Here is a 12,040-nt window from a genome sequence, read left to right as displayed (position 1 = left end):
GCGAAAAAGGATTGACAACATTCAATAGAGACTTTATAAGGCATATATATATTGATGTATTCTTAATACCCTTGCCTAAAAATGATAGGAGTTTGTCATGAGTGACGCTGATATTGACGACGATTTTGATGATGATTTTGTCGACGATGATGATGCAAAGATGGTTGAAGAAGCTGAGACGAGCGTACGCACACGTTTAAGTAGTCTTGAAAAACGTCGGCTAATCGATAATTTGCTAGAAGAAAAGCGTTTGGCTAAAGAGTTAAAAGACGATCTAGACGACATAGACAACTTCGATGAAGACGGCGATGATTGGGATGATGACGATTTTTAATTTGTCAGCATCAGTCGTTTCAGTGGACTAAAGTGCTTTAGTGGCTACTTTGACAGCAGTGGCTATTTTAATGACTAAAATTATTTAGCCAGTCGAATTGGTTGCCTGCTATTTGTTACTTTTCTAATTTTCTAGGGTTGCTCGCAACCAGTTCATCTCGATAATACCTACCTGATGGAGGTTGCTTGAGTTTGATTAACTAAGCAGCCTTTAGTCTTAAAATAAGTACTCGTCCTCTTTTATTTAACCGATCGCCCACTGCGATTGATGACATCTATCTGCTAAGGAAAACCAAATTATGAGTAACCAACTAAGTTTTGATGAATTACTAGACTATTTGGACAATCAAGAAAGCCAGTTCGTGCTAGATAGTGTCGCAGCGCATGGTTTTTTGACGGCGACAGTCATCGGTCGTCCATTGCCTAACTGGATGGATGCCCTCTTTGAAGGTCACGTGAGTGAGATTCCAGACAACGTCATCGACGGCATAAAACGCTGGCGTGATTCGATTATGGCTGAGCTAAAAAACGAGACGCCTATTGAATTACCATTTGGTGAAGATGCTGGCAACGAAGAAGTGGCGGTTGATTTCTCTGACGAGTCAGACATCGTTGCTTGGTCAATCGGTTTCGTCGATGCCATGTATGGTGATGAAGCAAGCGACTGGTTTGAAGATCAAGAAACGGCAGAAGACGTCGCGGTATTGACTTTGCCAATGATCGTACTAAGCGGTATCGATGATGAAGATCCAGAGCTGTCTGAGATGCGTAAAGACGAAGATAAAATGGTACAGATGGCCAATAGCATCGAAGGCAATTTGACTGAATTGTTTTTGTTGTTTCATACCAACGATTAATAATATTAAGAAACAGCGCTGCTAGCAGTGCTGTTTTTGTCTTGTCTATGCTGTATCGCAGCGTCTTGATTTACTATACGTTTTATAAGTCACCGATAAGGTCATCCTATGACTGTGCAACTCTCTAACCTTGAACACTTACCTAACTATCAAATTACCGAGCGCCTAGACGTGGTGTACGGTAGTACCGTGCGTTCAAAGCACGTCGGTAAAGACTTGTTTGCTGGGTTAAAAAACATCGTTGGCGGTGAGCTGACGGCCTATACCGAGCTATTAGAAGAGTCACGTCAAGAAGCAATCGATCGCATGATTGTCAAAGCAGAGGCGTTAGGTGCCGATGCGGTGGTCGGTCTGCGTTTTTCGACTTCTAGTATCGCCCAAGGTGCCTCAGAGCTGTTTGTCTATGGTACGGCGGTCAAGGTCGCGCCGATATCACAGGAGCAATATCAAAACCCACCAAGCGATGGTTACAACCATTCTAGTCAAAATTTGAGTACTCAGACCCAAGTCGCACCTGATGACTTACCGCGTTTCAACCCTTTTGGTTAGTCCTATAATACTGAAAGCTACAATACTAAAAACTACAATACCGAATCCTATAATGCTAAAAGCACCGATGCTTTTTACGATGAGAAACGTGCTATGAATGATTCACTCACGCAAGTGCTCATCAACTATGGGCCGTTTGTCTTCTTATTCGCGGCTGGCTGGTTCTTCGGATCGCGTCATGAGCGTCAGCATTTGGCACAGTTAACAGTAGCAGAGCAAGCATTGGGCGATATTACTGTCTCAAGCGAACGTCTATACCGTCCCAAGTTAGCAGCGGGTAGTGAAGGCGAGCTGGTACTTGGTAGTGTCGTCATCGCTCAAGATTATTTCAAAATGATTATCGCTCGCGTATTAAGTGTCTTTGGCAAAAACTTAACCACCTATGAGACTTTGCTAGATCGTGCGCGCCGCGAAGCCATTGTTCGTATGCGGACTGAGGCAAAAGCCAAAGGCTACACACATATCTATGGGTTACGCCTTGAGGTAACCAATGTCAACCAATTAGGCAGTATGGTCGAAGCCATCGCCTACGGTACAGCTGTTATCAGTATTAACCATATTCACTCTACATCTGCTATAAATCATAAAATCCCCGCCTAAATCATTTCTACTTTTTTATCAAGTGTAAAAACCTATAATTGACTGACGAGTAGTCAGAAAAATCAAAACCATACACTTTTACAACGATATACTGAATTTTGCCGTTCCGTTATTATTTCGGTTCGTAGTAACCAGTTTTATCAAAAATTGTCGGTTTAAAAACACGACTGTATGAAAAAGTGTCATATAAAGAGCTGACAACGTCGGTGGCTTTTACCCAAGATATCAGCAGGATTGGCTGATTGAGCATGACGAGATTGTCATAAACCTGCCCGTGTAAGGGCTCTATCTACAAGGATGTAGTTATGGAAGGTGTTGAGTTAGTCACGTTTATAAATGCAAAAGTCATTCCCATTAGTATCTTTTTGATTATGATGGGGATGGGATTGTCCTTAGTTACCAATGATTTTAAGAGAGTCGTCAAATACCCTAAAGCAGTCGCCATAGGCTTGACCAATCAGCTAATATTTTTGCCGCTCGTAGGTTTTGCTTTGGCAACCACCATGTCTCTCGAGCCAGAGTATGCCGTTGGGGTTATGTTGCTAGTACTGTGTCCTGGTGGCACGACATCGAATCTATTTACCTATTTAGCCAAAGGTGACGTCGCACTTTCGGTCACCATGACCGCTATTGCCAGTGTCATTACCGTATTTACCATTCCTATCGTTCTTAGTTTTTCGCTCGTATACTTTATGGGTGCGGGTAGTGAGTTCCAGCTGCCAGTGGTCAAGACCATGATCAGCCTAATTGCTCTGACTATCTTACCCGTCAGTATTGGTATGTTGATCAAACGCTACGCCCCTAATGCTGCAGACAAGGGACAGGTGATGGTGTCTCGTTTTGGCGTGATATTTTTGAGCTTCTTGGTACTTTTCTTAAGTTATGTGCAACGAGACATTATCGTTGAAGCGTTAATCGCTACTGGCCCTGTGGCATTGATATTGAACGTATCGACGATGGCGCTTGGTTATTACACCAGTAAATGGTTCGGTCTAAATCCTGCACAAAGACGCTCGATTACTATGGAAGTCGGCCTACAAAACAGTACGCTTTCAATGTTTATGGCACTGACGCTATTGGCTAACTATAAGATGTCGATGACGCCAGCCATTTATACGCTAATCATGTTCTTGACCGCTGGTATCATGGTCAGAGTATTTACTGCCCAGCATAATAAAGCCAAAAGAACCGAGATAGAAAACAGTGTATTGGCAGCACGTAGAATGTAAGAGGTTTAAAATAACCGTAGTAACGCACTGTTGCGCCCGTTGAGACAGTACTTGGCAAAAATCAACAATGTATGATGCAATAAAAAAAGCCCATAATCCGCTTTGTATAATGAAGCAGGTTATGGGCTTTTGTGTTTAGTGCTCGTTTTAACTCAAATCAGTTTAGCTCAAACCAGTTTATCTCAAGTCTAGAATCTTCGTCTGTCCATTTTCGCTCTTGCCTCGGCAGCTTGCTCTTTGACTTTTTCAATTTCAAATAAGAACGTACGATTTTTAAGCACCGCGACGAATACCACGCCGCCGACTGTATTGCCCACCAGTACCACGACTAAAAATACCAAGTAGCGCCAGAGACTGACGGTATTGCCATACAGCAGCGCTGAAAATACTTCGATATTGCCCACGATACTATGATGCAAGCCTAAAAACCCAATGCTACCAGTGATAAGCGTCACCAATACGATACGGCTAAGTGTGTCACGTGCGGAGGTCACCAGCCATGCGGCCACGCCCATCATCCAGCCTGCTAGCACGGCGCTGCCAAAGATAACCCACCACTCAAAACCTAAGATATGCTCGGCATAAACATCGATAGCCTGGTCTGTAAACAGGTGCATATGCAGTCCTAGACCAATCATTAGTGCCGCAAAGATACAGCCACCAACGATATTACCAGCGATAACAATGCCCCATAGCCGCAGCAGTTTGTGCAGCGGTTCAATTTTATTTAAGACAGGCAAGCTTAAGAGAGAAGTCTGCTCCGTAAATAATAACGACTGACCAATCACTACGATAATAAAGCCGATCGGATACAGCAGTGACGACAGCACCATGGCATAGCGACTTGGTATCACATCATTAAGTAGGGCAAACGCTGATAAAATCATAAAAAAGCTGATGCCAATCTCTAGCCCAGCCGTAAAGGCACTGGTAAAGAGCGAGCCAAGTGAACGCTCAAAGGTTTCTTTTGCGTGAATAACTTGCTCGACTAAGATACTGGCGTAGCTTTTCGCTTGGCTTAGATTGTCGTCACTGGCGACCTTTTTGATGGTTTCTTTATCTTCGTCGCTAATTTCTTCTGGCAGGTCGTCGCTTTCTAAGTCTTCAGTGGCTTTGATAGGTTCGTCTGCGTCACTATCTGAAGTTTCGTTTGCATGACTGTCTGTAGTGTCGTCTGCTTCCTTGTCTACCTCATCGTCTTTGGAAGGGCTGCTGCTTTTTTCTAGCGTACCGTCACTTTCAGGCACAGGAGTAGTGGTACTCGCATTTGTACGCTCATCGTTTGGTCGATTAGCCTGAGAATCATGGTCATGCTCGGTATCTTGGGACACGGTTGGCTCGCTGGTTATAGGCTAATGATTTTGCTGCATAAGTAATCTCTATTATATTTCCCATTCTTCGGATTGCTGTTGTTAATTGATTAACGATTTGAGTAATAAATCGCCTTCAGGCTTTATAAATTGCCTTACCATCTAACAAAATCTGCCTATCTGCGTTAAAATCACACTATCAACTATTTTTCCTGTTTTTATAGCGTTTTGCGCTATCTCATTTTGACCACATTCATTATCAACAATAAGATCACCCTATTATGAGCAATCCTAATACCGATACCAGCATTGATAGCAATGCGAAAACTAATCTGACCCAATCGATTCAAGCTGCCTTAAGCCAATTAGAAAACGCCTACAATCCAAGCGATGTCGAAGCAGGTATGTATCAAGGCTGGGAAGAAAGCGGCTATTTTCAGCCGACTTTTGATAAAGACGAATCGTTTTCTATTGCGCTACCACCGCCAAACGTCACGGGCTCGCTACACATGGGTCACGGTTTTAACAACGCTATTATGGATGCGCTCACCCGTTATCACCGTATGGATGGCGACAATACGTTGTGGCAACCAGGTACGGATCATGCGGGTATCGCCACCCAGATGGTCGTTGAGCGTCGTCTGGAAGCGCAAGGTATCAAGCGCCGTGATATGACGCGTGCAGATTTCATCGATAAAGTATGGGAATGGAAAGAAGAGTCAGGTGGCAATATCACCAGCCAGATTCGCCGTTTGGGCAGCTCGGTTGACTGGTCGCGTGAGCGCTTTACCATGGATGATGGCTTGTCTAATGCGGTAAAAGAAGTGTTCGTTCGTCTTTTCGATGATGGTTTGATTTATCGTGGTAAGCGTTTGGTCAACTGGGATCCAAAGTTCCAAACCGCATTGTCTGATTTAGAAGTCGAAAACCACGACGAAAAAGGCAGCTTGTGGCATTTCCGCTATCATTTCACCGATACAGACCTAACCACCCAAGATGGTAAAAACTATCTGGTCGTCGCAACCACACGTCCTGAGACTTTGCTTGGTGATACCGCTGTCGCCGTTAATCCTAGCGATGAGCGTTATGCGCATTTAGTCGGCAAAACCATTACCTTACCGATTACGGGTCGTGTCGTGCCTATCGTCGCTGATGATTATGTCGAAAAAGACTTCGGTACAGGTTGTGTCAAAATTACTCCAGCGCATGATTTTAATGATTATGAATTGGGTCGTCGCCATAGCTTGACATTGATTAATATCCTCGATGAGCGCGCCAATATCTTGCCAGCGATGGAAGTATATCCTGACTTGCAAACGCGTGAGCCAGAGCTAGAGACTACGCCGAGCGAGTACGCAGGACTTGAGCGTTTTGCTGCGCGTAAATTCCTTGTAGAGCAAGCAGGCGAGCAGGGCTGGTTAGAAGATATCGAAGACTATGCGCTAAAAGCCCCGCGTGCTGAGCGTGGTGGTACGATCGTTGAGCCGTGGTTGACCGATCAATGGTATGTCGCTGTTAAAGAGCTTGCCAAGCCTGCGATTGACGCGGTAGAAGACGGTAGCATCGAGTTCGTCCCTGCCCAGTACAAAAACATGTATATGGCGTGGATGACCGATCTACAAGACTGGTGTATCAGCCGTCAGCTCTGGTGGGGTCATCGTATCCCTGCATGGTATGACGATGCGACAGGTGAAATATATGTCGCCCGTGACGAAGCGGAAGTGCGTAGCAAATACAACTTAAGCGACGACGTAAAACTGCGCCAAGATGATGACGTGCTCGATACATGGTTCAGCTCTGGTCTATGGACGTTCAGTACGCTTGACTGGGCAGACGTCAACGCCGATCCACGCGTGATGGATACTTTCCACCCGACCAGCGTGCTCGTGACCGGTTTTGACATTATCTTCTTTTGGGTTGCGCGCATGATCATGATGACCATGCACTTCGTGAAAAACGAAGATGGCACGCCGCAAGTACCTTTTAAGACCGTCTATGTGCATGGTCTGGTACGTGATGGCAATGGTCAAAAAATGTCAAAATCAAAAGGTAATGTCTTAGATCCTATCGACCTCATCGACGGTATTGAGCTAGAAGCGTTGGTAGAAAAACGCACCAGCAACATGATGAATCCAAAAGACGCGGCCAAAATCGAAAAGCAAACGCGTAAAGAATTCCCAGAAGGCATCCCAGCTTATGGTACCGATGCATTGCGCTTTACCTTTACGTCCTTAGCCAGTACTGGTCGCGATATTAACTTTGATCTAAAGCGTGTCGAGGGCTATCGTAACTTCTGTAATAAAATCTGGAACGCCAGCCGTTTTGTACTCATGAACTGTGTCGATGGCGAAGGCAGTGCCAAGCCTATCGACCAAGTGGCAAATCCTGACGTATGGGAATTACCAGAAAAATGGATCATGAGTCGTCTGAACTCTAGCATCAAAGACATTCATCAGCATTTCGCTCAGTATCGTTTAGATATGGTCAGTCAAGATATCTATGAGTTCATCTGGAATGAGTACTGTGATTGGTACGTTGAGCTTGCCAAAGCCAGCCTAAATGATGACTCGGTATCGGACGAGCGTAAAGCGCAAATCCGCTATGTGCTGCTGCACGTACTAGAGACTGCGCTACGCTTCACCCATCCAATCATGCCGTATCTGACTGAGCAAATCTGGCAGACTATCGCGCCGCTACTGGGTCGTAAAAACACCGACAGCATCGTGGTCGCTGACTATCCACAGACCGATGCCAGCCAAATCAGTGAGCAGACTGAAGCGGATATGGCGTGGCTACAAGAGCTAATCGCTAGCGTCCGTAACATCCGTGGTGAGATGAAACTGGGCAATGCGGTACGTTTGCCAGTGCTACTACAAAATATCTCTGCTGATGAAGATGCGCGTCTATCACGCATCAAAAACCAGTTCAAAGCGCTTGCCAAGGTAGAGAGCTTAGAGATCGTCAAAGAAGGCGATGAAGTGCCACTGTCATCATCAAGTATGGTCGGTCAGCTACGTGTGCTTGTACCGATGAAAGGACTGATTGATCCAACGGCTGAACTGGCACGTTTAGGTAAGTCATATGATAAGTTGAAAGGTCAAGCCGAAGGTATCGCGCGCAAGCTGGGTAATGAAGGTTTTGTCAGTAAAGCACCAGCCGAAGTGGTCGATGCGGAAAAGGCGAAACTGGCTGAGCTAGAAGGGCAGTTAACCGCGATGACGGCGCAGATGGAGCAGTTAAAAGCGTTGTAGTGGTACACTTATTGTAATCTGATAATAAATTAAAAAACGCCTCCGTAACGGGGCGTTTTTTTGGATTGGTAGTTGGTTTTTTAATCATTAAACAGATAATTGTGTGGTATTATTTATTTTTTAGTTTATAAATACTGATTTTTATAAAAGGTTGATATTCATGGAGTGCTCTGCAGAAGATTGTGAAAATGAAGCATTTGAAAAAAAATTTATAGAAATTATCTGTAATTCTTTAGATAAGTCTTTCAGAGAATGCAAGAAGAATAATTTTAATATCATTGATTTTTTGATCATAAATAAATTAAAAGAAAAAAATTTAGAATTTGATTATGAAGATTTTCTTTTAATTGAAGGTGTTGAGCTGATTATAGATAGAGTTTCTTTTCCATCCAACTATAAAATAAGTAAGAAAGTTGAAGATTTAATAAAAAAAATTTATTCCGTAAAGTGGAATTTCTGTAATATTACATTTGATATAAATGAATATATAGAAAGGTCTGAATTTAATGAATGTTGTTTTACAAAAGATATTTTCTTGCAGAAAAGTATCCCAAGTATAAATGTAAAGCCATATCATGAAAATTTTATTTTTTTTGAGTGTGTATTTGAGAGAGATGTAACAATTGGATGGAAGACGATAGATAGGTTGGAGATTTATAAAGGCTTATTTTTGGATTGTGTGTTTATAAGTAATTTGAAATTATTCAATACATCTTTCAAATTTCTTTTCTTCTCAAATTCAGAACTTTACTCTAGTACAGAATATGATAGTTTATGTGTATACCCTATAAGATATATAAAAAAAATAGTAATAGAGGATTGCATCTTTGATTCTAATTTTACTATAAATGGTATAGATTTAGATAAAATAAATATTAAAAACTATTTATCAGATCTGAAATATTCTGTGTTTATAGAAGATTTACATGTCAAGAATAGACCTCTTGCAAAAGTAGTTGTAAGACACAACGTATATTATTGAACTCTACTTACTTAATAGATATGCCAAACATAGATAAGCTACTCAAACAAAGTGACGCTGGTTTTAAACGCTACACTGGCATTCATAAAGCCACCTTTTATGACATGCTTGAGGCCATGCAAAAGCATGAAGCATCTAAGACCAAATCAGGTAGACCAAGTGTGCTCAGTCTTAAGGAGCAGATACTACTAGCCCTGACTTATTGGCGTGAATACCGCACGCTTTATCATATCAGTATGGACTTTGGTATTCATGAGTCTTCTGCTAGCCGTATCATTCGTAAAGTAGAAGACACACTGATTGACTTTGGTAAGTTTGAATTGCCCAAAAAGCTGCCTAGTCGTGTCGATGAGGACATCAATTGGTCAGTCGTCATTGTCGATGCCACCGAAACCCCTATTGAGCGTCCAAAAAAAACCAGAGAGACTACTATAGTGGCAAGAAGAAACAACATACCTTAAAAGCGCAGGTTATCGTTCATTGGCAAACTGGTTTGATACTTGATGTGCAAACCTGTAAAGGGTCAATCCACGATTTTAAGCTGTATAAAGATACTTGTCCTGATTGGTTACCTGAGAATACTAACTATCTAGCAGACAGTGGTTATCAAGGGTTAGCAAAGCTACATAACCAAACTTTCACACCATTTAAGAAACCTCGTGGTGGTCAGTTATTGGAGATATGCAAACAGGCCAATCAATATCTGGCAAAGTTCCGTATTGTGGTTGAGCACAAAATAGGCTTAATCAAGTTGTTTAAAATCGTGGCTCATAAATATCGCAACCGTCGTCAGCGCTACGACCTTAGAATGAAGCTATTTGCTGGTATCATTAATTCCGAGCTTAGACTATGACTTTTGCAAGAGGTCTAATAGCAAGTTTAATAATAAGTTTGAGTTAAAATACTCATCAGTGGAAAATATTGATTTTGACAATTCTAATGTGGATGGTATTTTTGATGTATATAAAAGTTCATTTACAAAAGCTAATTTTTTTAAAAGTATTTTCAAAGATTTTGCTGCATTTGAATATGCGGTGTTTGGTGATGGAAGAAAAGAAAATATAACAGATTTTATCTATACCACTTTCAAAGATTTTTCTAATTTTAGAAATACAAAATTTAAATCCGGTTTAAATTTTTCTAGTGCTAACATAAAACAGGAACCTAATTTTTTAAATACTGATATTAATTTAGTAGGGACGGACAGAGAGACTTTAAGAATAATAAAAAACTCATTTGAAAAGGTAAACAATAAGATAGAATCAAACAGGTTTTTTATATATGAAATGACAAAGTATAAGAAAGAGGTAAATAAGAATGTTGAAGAAAATGTAGATTTTTTGAAATTTTTTTTCAGAGTAGTTTTTTCTGGTAATGAATATATATTAAATATACTGGGTTCGGATTATATTTTCAAAAATGTAATGAACGCTTTTTCCAAAAAATTTGTGCTTAGCACGAATTATTACATATCTAGATTTGGTGAGAGCTATATCCAGCCTTTTATAATATTCTTATTTTCAATAGGTATTTACACCGGTATCTTAGAAGTGCATAAAGATATTTTTAGTGGGGAGACTATAGCAAGGTATGTTGTACCACTTAGAAATTTCGTAACACAAGACTGGTTTGTATCTCTATCAGAAATCTTAAATGCCTGTGCTGCTAATGTTCCTCTATTCAGTAAAGCACTTGAAAAGAAAAGTGGTATAGAATTTATCAGCTTACTGTTTTTTATATGGTTCGGCATACTCACATGGCAAATTATAATTGCTGTTAAACGGAATACACAACATTAAATTATATTAGGGTGTTTTTATGAAGATCACCGTCGGACAACGCTCGCCTTTAAGCAATCTTGCTATTGAAGATACCGCTCCCATCACGCTTAAGTTCACTCGCCAAAGTCCGATAGAGGTGGACATCAGCTGCTAGGATTAGTTTAACTTCGCTCTTATTTTGAGCAATAGAAAACCGCCATAGCAAACACGATGGCGGTTTTTTATTACTCAAACTATTTTAACGCTTATCACGCCCACAGCGATTGATACTGCTCATCAGTTAAGGTCACGATATCGATTTCAGCTAGCATCTCGCGCAGTTCTTCCCATTTATTTGCATCAGGCGTGATTGGCGTGATCAATCTACCCAGCGTATCATCAATGATGGCATCCATCAGCGTATCGGCTTCAGTCTTACTATAGTTGTAATACATATGGTGGGCAGTCTCTGGATCATTTTTACACAGCTCCGTCATCTGGTTGGTCACTTGGATAAAGGTATCTATCGCGTCTTTTTTCGCGCTATAGATCTCATCCGTCGTTAGAATCTCTAACGCTGAAAAGTTCGGATAAGGTGACAGATGCTGATCGATAAACGTAAACTCCAACCCTTCATGAGTCGCTTCAACGCCTTCAAAGTTATAAAAGCATAGCCATGCACCATCTAGGCTTGGGTCTTCTTGCAGGTTTTTGATGTGATAAAAGTCTTTTTGTACAAAGGTCACATTATCACGGCTGATACTAAAGCCATTTTTCTTGGCATAGCGCGCTAATATCTCAAAGCCAATACGATTGGTTTTTTCCTCAGTTGCAGGGGTACAGATGCGGATTGGCTGATTGTTTTTTAATTTATCCATGCTAGCGCGTTGCATCAATATGCCGCCATCGGTCTCAAAAAAGCAGCCCAGTGCACGTAGATTAGGCGCGTAATGTTCAAACAGATGGATAGGCTCATTGACATGCAGATCGATGCTCTGGTTCTGTAATTCGGCAAAGCCATCATAGTGGTCATCTGGCTCGATAATGGTGATATCGAGCCCTGCTTGCTCATATGCGCCCGTAGTCACACCAGCGATAAAGGGCAGGTGATCAGGGTTTAAAAACCATTCGAGGGTCAGAGTAAGTTTGGTAGTCGGCTGCATGGTTGT

The 12,040-nt window shown here is 41.7% G+C and carries 11 protein-coding genes and 1 pseudogene; 10 read left to right on the top strand and 2 right to left on the bottom strand.

What is annotated here, in order from left to right; all coding sequences use genetic code 11:
* The first annotated feature begins 97 nt into the window (after window positions 1-97).
* From ACS8FA_RS26865 to ACS8FA_RS26845, 5 genes are all read left to right on the top strand, one after another.
* On the top strand, window positions 98-334 hold the full coding sequence (locus ACS8FA_RS26865; protein ID WP_057761656.1) for a PA3496 family putative envelope integrity protein: 237 nt from the start codon (window positions 98-100) through the stop codon (window positions 332-334).
* Window positions 335-632: 298 nt separating this feature from the next.
* Entirely contained in the window at window positions 633-1,190 is a 558-nt protein-coding gene (locus ACS8FA_RS26860) for a UPF0149 family protein (protein WP_101206057.1), read from the top strand.
* 108 nt (window positions 1,191-1,298) lie between these two features.
* Complete coding sequence (locus ACS8FA_RS26855; protein WP_227673332.1) at window positions 1,299-1,739, top strand: YbjQ family protein; 441 nt, start codon at window positions 1,299-1,301, stop codon at window positions 1,737-1,739.
* Between the two features lie 93 nt (window positions 1,740-1,832).
* Window positions 1,833-2,339, top strand: coding sequence for a YbjQ family protein (locus ACS8FA_RS26850; protein ID WP_102090473.1), 507 nt, complete (start codon window positions 1,833-1,835; stop codon window positions 2,337-2,339).
* 305 nt (window positions 2,340-2,644) lie between these two features.
* On the top strand, window positions 2,645-3,568 hold the full coding sequence (locus ACS8FA_RS26845; RefSeq protein WP_179799341.1) for a bile acid:sodium symporter family protein: 924 nt from the start codon (window positions 2,645-2,647) through the stop codon (window positions 3,566-3,568).
* 188 nt (window positions 3,569-3,756) lie between these two features.
* On the opposite strand, the gene ACS8FA_RS26840 is transcribed toward ACS8FA_RS26845, so the two are convergent.
* Window positions 3,757-4,899: a formate/nitrite transporter family protein gene (locus tag ACS8FA_RS26840; protein WP_439266571.1), complete on the bottom strand. Its 1,143-nt coding sequence runs from the start codon at window positions 4,897-4,899 to the stop codon at window positions 3,757-3,759.
* 260 nt (window positions 4,900-5,159) lie between these two features.
* Between ACS8FA_RS26840 and ACS8FA_RS26835 the strand changes: the two genes are divergently transcribed.
* The 5 genes and pseudogenes from ACS8FA_RS26835 (at window position 5,160) to ACS8FA_RS26815 (ending at window position 10,910) form a co-directional block, all read left to right on the top strand.
* The gene (locus tag ACS8FA_RS26835; protein ID WP_439266573.1) at window positions 5,160-8,129 is read left to right on the top strand and encodes a valine--tRNA ligase; all 2,970 of its coding nucleotides are present in this window, start codon (window positions 5,160-5,162) and stop codon (window positions 8,127-8,129) included.
* A gap of 160 nt (window positions 8,130-8,289) precedes the next feature.
* Window positions 8,290-9,111 (top strand): hypothetical protein, encoded by an 822-nt coding sequence (locus ACS8FA_RS26830; RefSeq protein ID WP_439266575.1) that lies wholly within the window; start codon window positions 8,290-8,292, stop codon window positions 9,109-9,111.
* 20 nt (window positions 9,112-9,131) lie between these two features.
* Window positions 9,132-9,572, top strand: a complete 441-nt coding sequence (locus tag ACS8FA_RS26825) for a transposase family protein (RefSeq protein ID WP_522901981.1) — start codon at window positions 9,132-9,134, stop codon at window positions 9,570-9,572.
* A gap of 8 nt (window positions 9,573-9,580) precedes the next feature.
* Window positions 9,581-9,964, top strand: a pseudogene (locus tag ACS8FA_RS26820) (transposase family protein); the annotation flags it as partial.
* A 58-nt stretch (window positions 9,965-10,022) separates the two neighbouring features.
* Window positions 10,023-10,910, top strand: coding sequence for a hypothetical protein (locus ACS8FA_RS26815; protein ID WP_439266281.1), 888 nt, complete (start codon window positions 10,023-10,025; stop codon window positions 10,908-10,910).
* 230 nt (window positions 10,911-11,140) lie between these two features.
* On the opposite strand, the gene ACS8FA_RS26810 is transcribed toward ACS8FA_RS26815, so the two are convergent.
* A complete protein-coding gene (locus tag ACS8FA_RS26810) occupies window positions 11,141-12,034 on the bottom strand; it encodes an ABC transporter substrate-binding protein (protein ID WP_439266282.1) in 894 nt (297 codons plus the stop codon).
* Window positions 12,035-12,040 lie beyond the last annotated feature (6 nt).

The organism is Psychrobacter sp. 1Y1, assembly GCF_051847395.2.
Lineage (GTDB): Bacteria > Pseudomonadota > Gammaproteobacteria > Pseudomonadales > Moraxellaceae > Psychrobacter.
The sequence above is the reverse complement of the archived record's forward strand: the minus strand, read 5'-3'. Positions and strand labels throughout refer to the sequence as shown.

Coding starts and splice junctions, on each gene's coding strand:
- ACS8FA_RS26845 (WP_179799341.1), top strand. CDS start 2,645: ATGGAAGGTGTTGAGTTAGTCACGTTTATAAATGCAAAAGTCATTCCC.
- ACS8FA_RS26825 (WP_522901981.1), top strand. CDS start 9,132: ATGCCAAACATAGATAAGCTACTCAAACAAAGTGACGCTGGTTTTAAA.
- ACS8FA_RS26830 (WP_439266575.1), top strand. CDS start 8,290: ATGGAGTGCTCTGCAGAAGATTGTGAAAATGAAGCATTTGAAAAAAAA.
- ACS8FA_RS26865 (WP_057761656.1), top strand. CDS start 98: ATGAGTGACGCTGATATTGACGACGATTTTGATGATGATTTTGTCGAC.
- ACS8FA_RS26810 (WP_439266282.1), bottom strand. CDS start 12,034: ATGCAGCCGACTACCAAACTTACTCTGACCCTCGAATGGTTTTTAAAC.
- ACS8FA_RS26860 (WP_101206057.1), top strand. CDS start 633: ATGAGTAACCAACTAAGTTTTGATGAATTACTAGACTATTTGGACAAT.
- ACS8FA_RS26850 (WP_102090473.1), top strand. CDS start 1,833: ATGAATGATTCACTCACGCAAGTGCTCATCAACTATGGGCCGTTTGTC.
- ACS8FA_RS26835 (WP_439266573.1), top strand. CDS start 5,160: ATGAGCAATCCTAATACCGATACCAGCATTGATAGCAATGCGAAAACT.
- ACS8FA_RS26855 (WP_227673332.1), top strand. CDS start 1,299: ATGACTGTGCAACTCTCTAACCTTGAACACTTACCTAACTATCAAATT.